Origin of the sequence: Pseudomonas sp. FP2335, assembly GCF_030687535.1 — a bacterium.
GTDB lineage: Bacteria > Pseudomonadota > Gammaproteobacteria > Pseudomonadales > Pseudomonadaceae > Aquipseudomonas.
In genome coordinates this window covers 1712839-1728578 of the sequence record NZ_CP117437.1, presented here as the reverse complement: position 1 = coordinate 1728578, position 15740 = coordinate 1712839, and the positions used below count along the sequence as shown (strand labels likewise).

Sequence of the window (15740 nt, the reverse complement as noted above, 5' to 3'; positions counted from 1 at the left end):
AGTTTTGGCACTACATATTGAGTCAAAACCCGCCATTGTTTGTCTTAGCCACTACATTTCCTACAAACCGTAATAGGCGCAGTCAGCAACTGACAGACGGCGCCTTGCCCCGTTACAATTACCGACTTTGTCGCAACGCTTGGAGCTCAACCTTCCGTGCCCGTCCTGCGTCTACCGCTTCTCCCTGCTGCGGCAGGCAAACAGCACTGGGGCAACCTGCCCGGTGCCGCCCTGAGCCTGGCCATCGCCGAGGCTGCCAGCGCAGCCAAGCGCTTTACCCTGCTGCTCACCGCCGACAGCCAAAGCGCCGAACGGCTGGAGCAGGAGCTGAGCTTCTTCGCCCCCGATTTGCCGGTGCTGCATTTTCCCGACTGGGAAACCCTGCCCTACGACCTGTTCTCGCCGCACCAGGACATCATCTCCCAGCGCATCGCCAGCCTGTACCGCCTGCCGGAACTGGCCCACGGCGTGCTGGTGGTGCCGATCACCACCGCCCTGCACCGCCTGGCGCCGACCAAGTTCCTGCTGGGCAGCAGCCTGGTGCTGGATGTCGGCCAGAAGCTCGACGTGGAGCAGATGCGCACGCGCCTGGAAGCCAGCGGCTACCGCTGCGTGGACACGGTGTACGAGCACGGTGAGTTCGCCGTACGTGGCGCGCTGATCGACCTGTTTCCGATGGGCAGCAAGTTGCCGTATCGCATCGACCTGTTCGATGACGAAATCGAGACCCTGCGCACCTTCGATCCGGAAAACCAGCGCTCCATCGATAAAGTCGATTCGATCAAGTTGCTGCCCGCGCGGGAATTCCCGTTGCAAAAGGATGCGGTCACCCGCTTCAAGGCGCGCTTCCGTGAACGCTTCGACGTCGACTTCCGCCGCTGCCCGATCTTCCAGGACTTGAGCAGCGGGATTACACCCGCTGGTATCGAGTACTACCTGCCGCTGTTCTTCGACGAAACCTCCACCCTGTTCGATTACCTGCCCCAGGACACCCAGGTGTTCTCCCTGCCAGGCATCGAGCAAGCGGCGGAAAACTTCTGGAACGACGTGCGCAACCGCTACGAAGAACGCCGCGTCGATCCGTCCCGGCCTTTATTGCCGCCCGCCGAGTTGTTCCTGCCGGTGGAAGACTGCTTCGCCCGCCTGAAAAACTGGCCGCGCGTGGTCGCCAGCCAGCAGGACGTGGACGCTGGCAGTGGCCGCGAGCGCTTTCCCGCGCAGGCGCTGCCCAACCTGGCGATTGAAGCCAAGGCCAACCAGCCACTGGAAGCGCTGTCCAACTTCCTCGGCGATTTCCCTGGCCGCGTGCTGTTTACCGCCGAATCCGCCGGCCGCCGTGAAGTGCTGCTGGAACTGCTCGAACGCCTGAAACTGCGGCCGAAAACTGTCGACAGCTGGCCGGATTTCGTCAAAGGCAAAGACCGCCTGGCGATTACCATCGCGCCGCTGGATGAAGGCCTGTTGCTGGACGACCCGGCCCTGGCACTGATCGCCGAGAGCCCGCTGTTCGGCCAACGCGTGATGCAGCGCCGCCGTCGTGAAAAACGCGCCGACGCCAACAACGACGCGGTAATCAAGAACCTCACCGAACTGCGCGAAGGCGCGCCGGTGGTGCATATCGACCACGGTGTCGGGCGTTATCTCGGCCTGCAAACCCTGGAGATCGACAACCAGGCCGCAGAATTCCTCACCATGGAATACGCCGAGGGCGCCAAGCTCTACGTGCCGGTGGCCAACCTGCACCTGATCGCGCGCTACACCGGCAGCGACGACGCGCTGGCACCGTTGCACCGCCTGGGCTCCGAGACCTGGCAGAAAGCCAAGCGCAAGGCCGCCGAACAAGTGCGCGACGTGGCCGCCGAGTTGCTCGACATTTATGCCCGCCGCGCCGCCCGCGAAGGCTATGCGTTCGCCGACCCGAAAGCCGACTACGCCACCTTCAGCGCCGGCTTCCCCTTCGAAGAAACCCCAGACCAGCAAACCACCATCGAAGCGGTGCGTGCCGACATGCTCGCACCCAAGCCGATGGACCGCCTGGTCTGCGGCGACGTGGGCTTCGGCAAGACCGAAGTGGCCATGCGCGCCGCCTTCATTGCGGTACACGGCGGCCGCCAGGTGGCGATCCTGGTGCCCACCACCCTGCTCGCCCAACAGCACTACAACAGCTTTCGCGACCGCTTCGCCGACTGGCCGGTGACCGTGGAAGTGATGAGCCGCTTCAAGTCGGCCAAGGAAGTGAATGCCGCCGTCGCCGATTTGGCCGAAGGCAAGATCGACATCGTGATCGGCACCCACAAGCTGCTGTCGGACGACGTGAAAATCAAGAACCTGGGCCTGGTGATCATCGACGAAGAGCACCGCTTTGGTGTGCGCCAGAAAGAACAGCTCAAGGCCCTGCGCAGCGAAGTCGACATCCTCACCCTCACCGCCACGCCGATTCCGCGCACGCTGAACATGGCGGTGTCGGGCATGCGCGATCTGTCGATCATCGCCACGCCGCCGGCGCGCCGCCTGTCGGTGCGCACCTTTGTGATGGAGCAGAACAAAAGCACGGTCAAGGAAGCGCTGCTGCGTGAACTGCTGCGCGGCGGGCAGGTGTATTACCTGCACAACGACGTGAAGACCATCGAGAAATGCGCAGCCGACCTCGCCGAGCTGGTGCCGGAGGCGCGTATCGCCATCGGCCATGGGCAGATGCGCGAACGTGAACTCGAACAGGTGATGAGCGACTTCTACCACAAGCGCTTCAACGTGCTGATCGCCTCCACCATCATCGAGACCGGCATCGACGTACCGAGCGCCAACACCATCATCATCGAGCGGGCCGACAAGTTCGGCCTGGCGCAACTGCACCAACTGCGTGGCCGGGTCGGGCGCAGCCACCACCAGGCGTACGCCTACTTGCTGACGCCGCCGCGCCAACAGATCACCTCCGACGCGGAAAAGCGCCTGGAGGCCATCGCCAACACCCAGGACCTGGGCGCTGGTTTTGTACTGGCCACCAACGACCTGGAAATCCGTGGCGCCGGCGAACTGCTGGGCGACGGCCAGAGCGGGCAGATCCAAGCGGTGGGTTTCACGCTGTATATGGAGATGCTCGAACGCGCGGTGAAAGCCATCCGCAAGGGCGAACAACCCAACCTCGATCAGCCGCTGGGCGGTGGTCCGGAGATCAACCTGCGCTTGCCAGCGTTGATTCCCGAGGACTACCTGCCCGACGTGCATGCGCGACTGATCCTGTACAAGCGCATCGCTTCGGCTACCGATGAAGAAGGCCTCAAGGACCTGCAAGTGGAGATGATCGACCGCTTCGGCCTGCTGCCGGAACCGACCAAGAACCTCGTACGCCTGACCCTGCTCAAATTGCAGGCCGAGCAACTGGGGATCAAGAAGGTCGACGCCGGGCCGCAAGGTGGGCGTATCGAGTTTGAAGCGCAGACGCCGGTGGACCCGCTGGTGCTGATCAAACTGATCCAGGGCCAGCCCAACCGCTACAAGTTCGAAGGGGCTACGCTGTTCAAGTTCATGGTGCCAATGGAGCGCGCCGAAGAACGCTTTAATACCCTGGAGGCGCTGTTTGAGCGCCTCATCCCGAAATCTGTTTGAAGGACGCCGTCATGCGCCTGTTCCGCACCCTGAGCCTGCTGTTGCTGGTCGTGGCCCCGTCGGCGTTCGCCGACAGCCCGTACCAGGTGGAAATGATCCTGGTGCGCCAGAATGCGGAGCCGCCGCTCAACAGCCGCGCCGCGCCGGAAAACTGGGATGCCGGGGCGATGCATCTGAACGCCGATAAAATGAGCCCGCCACGCCTGAGCAATATTGTCGACAAGCTGCGCGCCGACAACAGCTACACCGTGCTGGTGCACAAGGCCTGGGAGCAAAACCTCGGCGAGCAACCGGTAAAGGTCGCGATCACCGACGGCCAGGAACAGTTCGGCCAGTTCCCCATCGAAGGTGTACTGAACCTGCAATTGGGCCGTTTCACCGACATCGACGCCGACTTCTGGCTCAACAGGTTCGACAGCAACGGCAGCGTGATCGCCAGCGAACATCTGAGCCAGACCGACGTGCGCACCAAGAACAACCAGCTCAACTACCTGGACGGCGGCCACCTGGCCTTGCTGATCAAGATCACTTCGCTGACCGCCAAGCCACCCAGCGCACCACCGCCTGACATTCAGGACTGATCCAGCGCCATGCCCCTGACGTCGCAATTGACCAAACCCCTGGCTCCGTCATGGGCCAATCGCTTTAAAGAGCAGAGCCTGGAGCGCGGGCGGCGTTATGCCCTGGAGAATCGCGTGCGCATCGTCGAGTCCGGCGACAGCACCATCATCGCCAGTTGCTTGGGTTCGGGCGGCAACGTCTACCGGCAGACCATCTCGTTGCGCGAGTCGGCCAAGGGCACGCTGATCCTCGTCGACAGCCGCTGTACCTGCCCGGTGCACACCAACTGCAAACACATCGCAGCAGTGCTGCTCAAGGTCCAGGAAACCCTGGACTACCCCGCAGCTGCCCAGGATGCCGAGCTGCTGGAAAAACTCCAGGCCGTGCTGGATAACCGCGTGGTATTGCCGCAAGTGCTCATGGAGGATGTGCTGCCGGTGCCGCGCCTGTGGCTGGCCAGCGTCGAGTTCAGCGCCTTTGAACCGCGCAATGGCAAGATGCAGCGCTATATCCAGCACCGCGCGGCACTGTCGTTCAACTACCTGGGCAACTATGTCAGCGGGCAGAAGAACGCCGACATCATCGTCCGTCAGGACACCCAGAGCCTGCGGATCAAGCGGCATCCGGAGCTGGAGCAACCGTATCGCGAGCAACTGCGCCTGTTGGGTTTCAAGATCGCAACCCGCCAGAGCAAAGCCTTGCCGGAAAGTGCCGGTGAGCTGTTCGAGATGGTCAATGACAGTGCCTGGCTGAACTTCACCCTCAATGCGTCGCCCACCTTGCGCGCCGAGGGCTGGGAGTTGCAGATCGACGAGGATTTCGGCTTTGACCTGAGCGCCGTCGACGATTGGTACGCCACCGTCGATGAAGGGCCGGAGCGCGACTGGTTCGACCTGGAACTGGGAATTATCGTCAACGGCGAACGCCTGAGCTTGCTGCCGATCTTGTTGAACCTGATGCGCTCCCACACCGAGATCCTCAACCCGGAGAAACTTGCGCGACGCCGCGACGATGAGCTGATCCTGGTGAACATCCCCGGCCTGCCCAACGGCCACGGCCCGCTGCAAGTGGCGCTGCCCTACGGCCGCTTGAAACCGGTGCTGGCAACCCTCGGGGAGTTTTACCTACAGGAACCCGGCACCACAACGTTGCGCCTGGCAAAGGCGGATGCAATCCGCTTGAACCCGCTGGAAGACCTGCCGCTGCAATGGGAGGGCGGCGAGAAGATCCGCAACTTCGCCCAGCGCCTGCGGGACATCAAGGATTTCAGCTGTGTGGCGCCAGACGGGCTGAACGCGACCTTGCGCCCGTATCAACTGGAAGGCTTGAGCTGGATGCAGTCGCTGCGTCAGCTCGATGTCGGCGGCATTCTTGCGGACGACATGGGCCTGGGCAAAACCCTGCAAACCCTTGCGCATATTCTCACCGAGAAAGCTGCCGGGCGCCTGGATCGGCCCTGCATGGTGGTGATGCCCACCAGCCTGATTCCCAACTGGCTCGATGAGGCTGCGCACTTCACCCCGCAACTCAAAGTTCTGGCACTTTACGGTGCCGGGCGTAAGAAACATTTCGCCAGCTTGCAGGACTATGACCTGCTGCTGACCACCTATGCCCTGCTCCCCAAAGACATCGAAGTGCTTGCCGCCCAGCCCTTGCACGTGCTGATCCTCGATGAAGCCCAATACATCAAGAACCCCAACAGCAAGGCCGCCCAGGCGGCGCGTGAGCTGAACGCACGGCAGCGCCTGTGCCTGAGCGGTACGCCACTGGAAAACCACCTGGGCGAGCTGTGGTCGCTGTTCCACTTCCTGCTGCCGGGCTGGCTGGGTGACGTGAAAAGCTTCAACCGTGATTACCGCGTGCCGATCGAAAAGCGCGCCAGCGAGGTGCGATTGCAGCACCTTAACGGTCGGATCAAACCCTTCTTGCTGCGCCGCACCAAAGAACAAGTGGCGACGGAGTTGCCGCCCAAGACCGAGATCATCCACTGGGTCGATCTCAACGAAGCCCAGCGCGACGTGTACGAAACCATGCGCCTGGCCATGGACAAGAAAGTGCGCGATGAAATCACCCGCAAGGGCGTGGCGCGTAGCCAGATCATCATTCTTGAAGCGCTGCTGAAGTTGCGCCAGGTCTGCTGCGACCTGCGCCTGGTCAACGACGCCGCCCTGCCCGCCCGCGGCAGCAGCTCAGGCAAGCTCGACAGCCTGCTGGAAATGCTCGAAGAACTGTTTGCCGAAGGGCGACGGATCCTGTTGTTTTCGCAGTTCACCTCGATGCTCAGCCTGATCGAAGTCGAGTTGAAGAAACGCGACATCGCCTACGCCCTGCTGACCGGCCAGACCCGGGATCGGCGCACGCCGGTGAGGGACTTCCAAAGCGGCAAGCTGCAGATTTTCCTGATCAGCCTCAAGGCCGGTGGCGTGGGGTTGAACCTCACCGAAGCCGACACGGTGATCCATTACGACCCGTGGTGGAACCCGGCCACGGAAAACCAGGCCACCGACCGTGCGTATCGCATTGGCCAGGAGAAGCCGGTGTTCGTTTACAAAATGATTGCACGGGGCACAGTGGAGGAGAAAATCCAACATCTGCAAAAGGAAAAGTCCGACCTGGCGGCCGGCGTGCTGGATGGCCGCACGACGGGGGATTGGCAGTTGGGGAACGAGGATATTGAGGCGTTGTTTGCGCCGTTGCCGAATAAGCAAGATAAGCGCTGAGCTGTAGATCGCTATCGCGGGCAAGCCCGCTCCCACAGGTTGAGCACCTTCCAAAACAGGCACTCGGTCGAATGTGGGAGCTGGCTTGCCTGCGATGGCCGCACCACGGTATTCAGCCGATCAACTGCGCATCCCGCAACGCAGTCAGCGCCACCAACCAGCGCGGGTCTTGCTTGTAATCTGTCGAAGCAATCGCCTGCCCGCGCATCCGCGCGATGCGGGCCGACGGCGTCACTTTCATCCGCTGGGCAGCAGTCAGTGCCAACTCCGCCGCCGCGCGATCGTTACACACCAGCCCCATGTCGCAACCCGCCGTCAGCGCCGCCTCGATCCGACTGGCCGCATCGCCGACCACATGGGCACCGGCCATGGACAGGTCATCGCTGAAAATCACCCCATCAAATTGCAACTCGCCGCGCAGGATGTCTTGCAACCAGCGCCGCGAAAACCCTGCGGGCTGGGCATCGACTTGCGGGTAGATCACGTGGGCCGGCATGACTGCCGCCAACTGCTGACTCAGGCGTGCGAAAGGCACCAAGTCATTGGCGCGAATCTGTTCCAGGCTGCGCTCGTCATTGGGAATGGCAACGTGGGAATCGGCCTCAGCCCAACCGTGCCCTGGGAAATGTTTACCGGTGGCGGCCATACCGGCGCTATTCATGCCACGGATAAAAGCCCCGGCAAGCACGGCGGCGCGCTCGGGGTCGCCTTCAAAAGAACGGGTGCCGACCACGGCGCTCCGCTGGTAATCCAGGTCCAGCACCGGAGCGAAGCTGAGGTCGAGGCCCACGGCCAGCACTTCAGTGGCCATGATCCAGCCGCACTGCTCGGCCAGGTATTCGGCGTTGGGGTTGTCCGCCAGCGCACGCATGGCCGGCAGGCGTACGAAACCCTGGCGCAGACGCTGCACGCGACCGCCTTCCTGGTCGACCGCCAGCAGCAGGTCCGGGCGCACCGCACGAATCGCCGCGCTCAATTCGCGTACCTGGCGCGGATGCTCGATGTTGCGCGCAAAAATGATCAGGCCGCCCACTTCAGGCTGGCGCAACAGGTGGCGATCCTCGGCCGTCAGCCAGGTACCGGCAACGTCGACCATCAAAGAACCTTGCAGGGCAGCAGTCATAAACCTTCCTTAAATAACGCACACAACCCGTTGCCCTCACCCGATGCGATTGGCATGGTGAACACAACGGGTTGCGAGTAGATAGCTGAATTCGGCATGGGCGGCTAGCTTAGCGGATGCAAGCGGCCGCGCACACCCGGAACGGTCAAACCTTGGCGACAGCCGGGGTGGATTTGCTGCGCGGGCGCAATTGCGCGGCAGCCATGGCCTGGTCGGTCACGCCGGTTTCGGCACGCATGCCGGCGGCGAGGAATGGCACCATCAGGCGCATGACCTGCTCGATGGAGGTATTTACGCCAAAATCGGTCTCGGCAATCGCCCGCAGCGCCTTGATCCCGGACATGCTGAATGCTGCGGCGCCGAGCATGAAGTGCACACGCCAGAACAGTTCGATCGGCGGGATGCGCGGGGCGGCTTCGTTGACCAGCAACATATAACGACGGAATACCTTGCCGTACATGTCTTCCAGATACCGCCGCAGGTGGCCCTGGCTCTGGCTGAACGCAAGGCCCAGCAAGCGCATGAAGATCGACAGGTCGTTGCCGCTGCGCGGCTGCACCACCAGCGCTTGCTCGACGAGGATCTCCAGCAGGTCTTCCAGGCTTGGCTTGTTGTCAGGCTTGGTCTGGCGGCGTTCCAGCTCACGGTCGAGGCTGGCGCAGAATGGCCCCAGGAAGCGCGAGAATACGGCCTGGATCAGGGCTTTTTTCGAGCCGAAATGGTAGTTCACTGCAGCGAGGTTGACCCCGGCCTTACTGGTGATCAGCCGCAATGAAGTTTCAGCAAATCCTTTTTCCGCGAACAACTGCTCGGCAGCATCGAGAATGCGTTCAACGGTTTCCGACTGGGCCATGACTACTCCGCCTGACAAACACTTGTTTGAAACATACGTTTCAGGGTGTGTCTTGTCAACCCTGAGGGTCCGTTTTCCGGCCGGTCAGTCATCTATTTAATCACATCCTTCCTGGTCTGTAGGCAGCGCTATCTCCGGCTTGTAGGAGGAGTGACGAATGACCGTCCAGCGGAGCGACAGAAAAGGATGATTGCCAAGCGCAGTTCACTGTATATAATCCCAGTCACTGTATAAAAAGACAGAGCGATCAACATGCTAAAACTGACGCCACGCCAAGCTGAGATTCTGGCTTTTATCAAGCGCTGCCTCGATGACAACGGCTACCCGCCGACACGAGCGGAAATTGCGCTGGAACTGGGGTTCAAGTCCCCCAACGCCGCCGAGGAACACCTCAAGGCCCTCGCCCGCAAAGGCGCGATCGAGATGACCCCGGGGGCTTCACGCGGCATTCGCATCCCTGGCTTCGAAGCCAAGGCCGACGAATCGACACTGCCGATCATCGGCCGCGTCGCCGCCGGTGCGCCGATCCTGGCACAGCAGCATGTCGAGGAATCCTGCAACATCAACCCGACCTTCTTCCATCCTCGCGCCGACTACCTGTTGCGGGTCCATGGCATGAGCATGAAGGACGTGGGCATTTTCGATGGCGACCTGCTGGCCGTCCACACCACCCGCGAAGCCCGTAATGGCCAGATCGTCGTCGCCCGTATCGGCGATGAAGTCACCGTAAAACGCTTCAAGCGCGAAGGCAGCAAGGTCTGGCTCCTGGCCGAGAACCCTGAGTTCGCACCGATTGAAGTGAACCTGAAAGATCAGGACCTGGTGATCGAAGGCTTGAGCGTCGGCGTCATTCGCCGCTAAAGGAGGCATCATCATGCAGCTCGTGCACACCCCACAACACACACAACTGTCGCTGTTCGAGGCCTTCATGGCCCAACCCCTTGCGCCTATCCTCAAGGAAACGGTCGAGGCGCCCTGGAGCGCCGAGCCCGAGGCGTTCAGTGAATTGTCGTTGCGCGGTGCGGCCGGGAGCTGCCTGAGCCTGCTGGCGCCAATCCTGCGCGAACTCAGCGAAGAACAGGACGACGCCCGTTGGTTGACGTTGATCGCCCCGCCCGCCAGCCTGACCCAGGCCTGGCTGCGGGACGCCGGCCTCAACCGCGAGCGCATCCTGCTGCTGCAACCACGTGGCGCGCAAAGTGCGCAGCAGTTGACGTGCGAAGCGTTACGCCTGGGCCGTAGCCATACGGTGGTGAGCTGGTTGAATCCACTGAATGCCAGCGCCAAGCAACAGTTGGTCAGCGCAGCGCGCGTGGGCGATGCTCAGAGCTTGAATATTCGATTGGGATAAGTCACAGGCTGGGCTGTGGTGGGCGCGCTCACTGTGGCCAGAGAGCTTGTTGTGGCGAGCGAGCTTGCTCGCGCTGGGCTGCGAAGCAGCCCCAAAACCAGGCACCGTGGAATGCCTGATAGACCGCATCAATCTATTTAGGGCCGCTTCGCAGCCCAGCGCGGGGCAAGCCCGCTCTCTACACTGCAGTTCGGTTCTTAATGAAGAACCCGCGGCCCATCATTCTTCTCCGGTTCGCCTTCCGCCAGACGCCCTGCCATCTGCACACCAACGCTCAACATGGCTTTTGCCACTTCCACGTGCTGGCCTTGCAGGAACGCTTTTGCGTCTTCGGAAAAGTCCAAAGTCACCAGAGAACCCTCGTCCTCAGCCCGGCGCAGCTCGATTCGGCCGTCAGGCAGTTCAACAATTTCCAGAAAGGACGTTGGCATAAAAGTCAGTTCTCCACGAAAGGCCGGGATTATATCAGTCATCCACCCGGCCCCGCTGAGGATCTGAAGAGGTTTCTTTACAGCATGATGAACGGCGCGCTCTGCTGCATAGCTAAACAGTGGGGGTACATCAGCACTCGTTCAAGCCTTCGCGAAACCGCAGTGCCATTTTTTTCAGGTCCTGACGCCAGCTTTCCAGCTCCTGCCGGCTCAACGGCTTGGGCTCGTCTTCTTCCAACGCAACTGCCACGATCAGCGGCTGGGTCACATCGCCCTTGGGCACATGGGGGACGCGCGGAGGCTGGAACATATCGGCATGGGCCTTGAGCAGGCGCGCCACCCAACTGTCGGGGCTCTGGGCCATTTCCACCAGTTCGGCCAGCTCAGGGATGGCCATGGTTTCCAGCACCTCGCGGTTCATGATCATTTCTGCGCGGGGCGAACCGGCCTGGGGCAAGCGATAGAACCCGGCGATTTCATGGCACAGCCCCAGCAAAGCACCGTACAGGTGGAACAACGCCGCTTCACGCCCCGCCTGGACCAACGCGATGGCATTCATCTCCTTCCCGTCCTCGGCACGGCCAAGGGCCTCCAGCGACAAACCCGCAAAGTAAATTTTCTGATTGGTACGGGTATAGAGTTCGTTGGCCATAACGGCAGTCTCCACAACGAAATGAGGCTTGATGCTGGTTTTGTAATGTAACGAGGGAGCTTGCTCCCGCTGGGGCGCGCAGCGCACCCAAAGCTTGGGCCTGCTGCACAGTCCGGCGGGAGCAAGCTCCCTCGCCACAGCAAGCCCGTTCCTACAACTCCGACAGGTTAGTCGATCAAGCGCCCTGGCGCTTGTCTTCGACCTTCCACTTGCCGCCGTCGTAGAACGCTTTCCAGCCGGTAGGCTTGCCGTCCACTTCGGTCTGCACGTACTGCTCCTTGGTCTTGCGACTGTAACGGATCACGGCTGGGCGACCATCCGGGTCCTTCTTCGGCGCTTCACACAGGAAGTGGTACTTAGGATCGATCTCATCCTTGTGCGGCACGATCTCCAGCACCAGCGGGGCACGGGTCTCGCGGTTTTTCGGGAACTGGCTGGCAGCCAGGAACAAGCCCGAAGCACCATCACGCAGGATGTAAGTGTCGTTGACCTTCTCGCACTTGAGCTCGGGCATCTTCACCGGGTCCATCTTCGGTGGCGCCGCATCGCCGCTCTTCAGCAGTTTGCGGGTGTTCTTGCACGTCGGATTGGTGCAACCGAAGAACTTGCCAAAACGGCCGGTCTTGAGCTGCATCTCGCTGCCACACTTGTCGCACTCCAGGCTCGGACCTTCATAGCCCTTGATGCGGTAAGTGCCCTCTTCAATCTCGTAGCCGTTGCAATCAGGGTTGTTACCACAGATGTGCAGCTTGTGCTTCTCGTCCAGCAGGTAGGCGTCCATCGCCGTGCTGCAGATCGGGCAACGGTGCTTGCCACGCAGCACCAACGACTCGGATTCACCCTCGTCGTCAGCCGCAATTTCATCGCCCGGCACCAGATTGACCGTGGCCTTGCAGCGCTCTTTCGGCGGCAGGCTGTAGCCCGAGCAACCGAGGAAAACACCAGTGGACGCGGTCCGGATCTGCATCGGACGGCCGCAGGTCAGGCACGGGATGTCCGTCATCACCGGCTGGTTGGCGCGCATGCCGTGCTCCGGGCTTTCGGCCACTTCGAGCTTCTTCTTGAAGTCGCCGTAGAACTCGTCCAGCACGTTTTTCCAGTCGCGTTCGCCCTGGGCGACGTCATCGAGGTTCTCTTCCATGCCGGCGGTGAAGCCGTAGTCCATCAGGTTGGAGAAGCTCTCGGACAAGCGCTCGGTAACGATGTCGCCCATCTTTTCCGAGTAGAAACGACGGTTGTGCAGCGCAACGTAGCCACGATCCTGGATGGTCGAGATGATCGCCGCATAAGTCGAAGGACGACCGATACCGCGTTTTTCCATCTCTTTCACCAGGCTGGCTTCCGAGTAACGGGCCGGCGGCTTGGTGAAGTGCTGGGACGGATCGAGCTTGATCAGTTTCAGCGTGTCGCCCTGGGCCATGTCCGGCAGCACGTCGTCATCGCCTGGCTTGGCGATTTGCGGCATCACACGGGTGTAGCCGTCGAACTTGAGGATACGGCCCTTGGCACGCAGCTCGAAGTCGGAAGCCGCAACAGTCACCGTGGTGGACAGGTATTGCGCCGGCAGCATCTGGCAGGCCAGGAATTGGCGCCAGATCAGCTCGTAGAGGCGCTCAGCGTCGCGCTCCATGCCGGTCAGCTTGGCCGGCGTGGTGTTGGCGTCGGAAGGACGAATCGCTTCGTGAGCCTCCTGTGCGCCTTCCTTGCTGCTGTAGACGTTCGGGTTCTCCGGCAGGTACTTCTTGCCGAACTCGCCTTCGATATAAGTACGCGCCATCGCCACCGCGTCTTGCGACAGGTTGGTGGAGTCAGTACGCATGTAAGTGATGTAGCCGGCTTCGTACAAGCGCTGGGCCATCATCATGGTCTTCTTCACACCAAAGCCCAGGCGGTTGCTCGCGGCCTGTTGCAAGGTGGAAGTGATGAACGGCGCCGACGGCTTGCTGCTGGTCGGTTTGTCTTCACGCTTGACGATGCTGTAGCTGGAAGCCTTGAGCTTCTCCAGCGCGGCCATGGCCTGGGCTTCGTTCAGCGGCTTGAAGGCCTCGCCTTTCTCGCGGGCCACTTCAAAGCGCACGTTGGCGCCCTTGGCGGTGCCGAGGTCGGCGTGGACTTCCCAATACTCTTCAGGAATGAACGCACGGATCTCGCGCTCACGCTCCACCACCAGTTTTACCGCAACCGATTGCACACGGCCGGCGGACAGGCCGCGAGCGATCTTGGCCCACAGCAGCGGCGAGACCATGTAACCCACGACGCGGTCGAGGAAGCGACGGGCCTGCTGGGCGTTGACGCGGTCGATGTCCAGCTCGCCCGGCTTGGAGAAGGCTTCCTGGATGGCTTTCTTGGTGATTTCGTTGAACACCACACGCTTGTAGCGGCTGTCATCACCGCCAATGGCTTCCCGCAGGTGCCAGGCAATGGCTTCCCCTTCGCGGTCCAAGTCCGTTGCGAGATAGATGGTGTCGGCATCCTTGGCGAGCCGGCGCAGCTCTTCGATGACCTTTTCCTTGCCCGGAAGGATTTCGTACTTGGCCTTCCAGCCATGATCCGGGTCCACACCCATGCGCGAGACCAGCTGCTTGCGCGCCTTCTCTTTAGGGGTGAGCACCGGACCTTCGCCCGCAGCCGCCTTGCCGCGCTTGGCGGCAGGCTCCTTGCTGGCGCTAGCCGAACCGCTGGTGGGCAGGTCTCGGATATGGCCGATACTCGACTTCACCACGTACTCGTTACCCAAGTACTTGTTGATGGTCTTGGCCTTAGCCGGGGATTCCACAATGACCAGCGATTTGCCCATGGATCGGAAAATTCCTGAATTCGAGAAGTGAAAGGCAGTTGGCGCCTGTCGCGGCAACGCTATATATAGTGGCAACAAGGTGAGGTCAAGCGCAGCATTCCGCGCGACCAGCCGTTATTGCCCTGAAAAAAGACTGGGTTCGGCCTGGACCAAAGCAAAGCGCGGGACCTGCTCACCGTCAACTTCGACGGTCTCCACGAACATGCTCAATGGGCGTACCCAAAAGCCGTAATCCCCATACAGTGCTTGGTAGAACACCACTTCTTCTTCGGTCTCGGAATGCCGCGCCACACTGAAAACACGGTACTGCGGACCTTTATAATGCTGGTAGAGCCCTGGTTCGACTTTCATGCTCTGCCCCTCTTACAAAATTTGTTGAAAAAAAATACGAAACTGCCCAAAAACAAAAACCGGGGCACTGGGCCCCGGCTTCCGTCAACCCAACGCTTAGACGCGTTCGAAGACGGTGGAAATGCCTTGGCCGAGACCAATGCACATGGTTGCAACCCCGAGGTTGCCGCCATTTTGCTTCATCACGTTCAGCAAAGTGCCGGAGATACGCGCACCGGAGCAACCGAATGGGTGGCCCAGGGCAATCGCGCCGCCGTGCAGGTTAACCTTCTCATTCATCTTGTCGAGTACTTTCAAATCTTTCAGCACTGGCAAGGCCTGTGCGGCGAAAGCTTCGTTGAGCTCGAAGAAGTCGATGTCGTTGATGGTCAGGCCCGCGCGCTTCAAGGCTTTTTGTGTGGCCGGTACTGGACCATAGCCCATGATTGCCGGGTCCACACCCGCCACTGCCATCGAACGGATCACCGCCAGCGGCTGGATACCCAGGTCCTGGGCACGCTGCGCCGACATCACGATCATGCACGAAGCACCGTCGGTGATTTGCGACGAAGTGCCCGCCGTCACGGTACCGCCCTTTGGATTGAACGCCGGCTTCAAGGCCGCCAGGCTTTCCAGGGTGGTGTCCGGACGAATGGTTTCATCGTAGTCGAACAGTTTCAGGAAACCGTTCTCGTCATAGCCGTTCATCGGGATGATCTCGTCCTTGAACTTGCCTTCCACCGTCGCCTTGTGGGCGAGCTGATGGGAACGCAGGCCGAACGCATCCTGGGCTTCGCGGGTAATGCCGTGCATCTTGCCGAGCATTTCTGCGGTCAGGCCCATCATGCCCGAGGCTTTCGCCGCGTACAGCGACATGTGCGGGTTCGGATCGACGCCGTGCATCATGCTGACGTGGCCCATGTGCTCCACGCCGCCGACCACGAATACATCACCGTTGCCGGTCATGATCGCTTGCGCAGCGGTGTGCAGCGCGCTCATCGACGAGCCACACAGGCGGCTGACGGTCTGGCCGGCCGCAGTGTGCGGGATCTGGGTCATCAGCGACGCCATGCGCGCGATGTTCCAACCCTGCTCCAGGGTCTGGTTGACGCAGCCCCAGATCACGTCCTCGACTTCGCTCGGATCAACCTTGACGTTGCGTTCCAGCAATTTGCTGATCAGGTGTGCCGACATGTCTTCGGCACGAGTGTTGCGGTGCATGCCGCCCTTGGAGCGGCCCATTGGCGTGCGACCGAAGTCGACAATCACCACGTCTCTTGGATTCAAGCTCATAAATAGTCTCGCTCTAGTCGTTT

At 61.1% G+C, this 15740-nt stretch carries 12 protein-coding genes; 5 read left to right on the top strand and 7 right to left on the bottom strand.

Annotated elements, in window-relative coordinates; translation table 11 throughout:
* The first annotated feature begins 156 nt into the window (after positions 1 to 156).
* The 3 genes from mfd to PSH81_RS07645 are packed head-to-tail and all read left to right on the top strand — an operon-like array spanning position 157 to position 6887.
* A complete protein-coding gene (gene mfd / locus PSH81_RS07655) occupies positions 157 to 3606 on the top strand; it encodes a transcription-repair coupling factor (protein ID WP_192298632.1) in 3450 nt (1149 codons plus the stop codon).
* An 11-nt stretch (positions 3607 to 3617) separates the two neighbouring features.
* On the top strand, positions 3618 to 4187 hold the full coding sequence (locus PSH81_RS07650) for a CsiV family protein (protein WP_192298631.1): 570 nt from the start codon (positions 3618 to 3620) through the stop codon (positions 4185 to 4187).
* A 9-nt stretch (positions 4188 to 4196) separates the two neighbouring features.
* Positions 4197 to 6887, top strand: coding sequence for a DEAD/DEAH box helicase (locus PSH81_RS07645; RefSeq protein ID WP_305392266.1), 2691 nt, complete (start codon positions 4197 to 4199; stop codon positions 6885 to 6887).
* A gap of 112 nt (positions 6888 to 6999) precedes the next feature.
* Here PSH81_RS07645 and nagZ read toward each other — a convergent pair whose 3' ends face one another.
* Positions 7000 to 8010 carry a beta-N-acetylhexosaminidase gene (nagZ, locus tag PSH81_RS07640; protein ID WP_305392265.1) on the bottom strand — a complete coding sequence of 337 codons (1011 nt, stop codon included), beginning with the start codon at positions 8008 to 8010 and terminating at the stop codon, positions 7000 to 7002.
* Between the two features lie 145 nt (positions 8011 to 8155).
* The gene (locus PSH81_RS07635; RefSeq protein WP_192298628.1) at positions 8156 to 8863 is read right to left on the bottom strand and encodes a TetR/AcrR family transcriptional regulator; all 708 of its coding nucleotides are present in this window, start codon (positions 8861 to 8863) and stop codon (positions 8156 to 8158) included.
* A gap of 252 nt (positions 8864 to 9115) precedes the next feature.
* Between PSH81_RS07635 and lexA the strand changes: the two genes are divergently transcribed.
* Together lexA and sulA are read left to right on the top strand one after the other, a co-directional pair.
* Positions 9116 to 9724: a transcriptional repressor LexA gene (gene lexA / locus PSH81_RS07630; RefSeq protein ID WP_003172575.1), complete on the top strand. Its 609-nt coding sequence runs from the start codon at positions 9116 to 9118 to the stop codon at positions 9722 to 9724.
* A gap of 13 nt (positions 9725 to 9737) precedes the next feature.
* Positions 9738 to 10214: an SOS-induced cell division inhibitor SulA gene (gene sulA / locus PSH81_RS07625; protein ID WP_192298627.1), complete on the top strand. Its 477-nt coding sequence runs from the start codon at positions 9738 to 9740 to the stop codon at positions 10212 to 10214.
* Positions 10215 to 10411: 197 nt separating this feature from the next.
* Here sulA and PSH81_RS07620 read toward each other — a convergent pair whose 3' ends face one another.
* From PSH81_RS07620 to fadA, 5 genes are all read right to left on the bottom strand, one after another.
* Positions 10412 to 10645, bottom strand: a complete 234-nt coding sequence (locus tag PSH81_RS07620; protein ID WP_305392755.1) for a hypothetical protein — start codon at positions 10643 to 10645, stop codon at positions 10412 to 10414.
* Positions 10646 to 10775: 130 nt separating this feature from the next.
* Positions 10776 to 11297, bottom strand: coding sequence for a DUF6586 family protein (locus PSH81_RS07615; protein ID WP_192298626.1), 522 nt, complete (start codon positions 11295 to 11297; stop codon positions 10776 to 10778).
* Positions 11298 to 11472: 175 nt separating this feature from the next.
* The gene (topA, locus tag PSH81_RS07610) at positions 11473 to 14094 is read right to left on the bottom strand and encodes a type I DNA topoisomerase (RefSeq protein WP_192298625.1); all 2622 of its coding nucleotides are present in this window, start codon (positions 14092 to 14094) and stop codon (positions 11473 to 11475) included.
* 114 nt (positions 14095 to 14208) lie between these two features.
* Positions 14209 to 14445: a DUF1653 domain-containing protein gene (locus PSH81_RS07605; RefSeq protein ID WP_028619417.1), complete on the bottom strand. Its 237-nt coding sequence runs from the start codon at positions 14443 to 14445 to the stop codon at positions 14209 to 14211.
* A gap of 96 nt (positions 14446 to 14541) precedes the next feature.
* The gene (gene fadA / locus PSH81_RS07600; protein ID WP_192298624.1) at positions 14542 to 15717 is read right to left on the bottom strand and encodes an acetyl-CoA C-acyltransferase FadA; all 1176 of its coding nucleotides are present in this window, start codon (positions 15715 to 15717) and stop codon (positions 14542 to 14544) included.
* Positions 15718 to 15740: the final 23 nt, after the last annotated feature.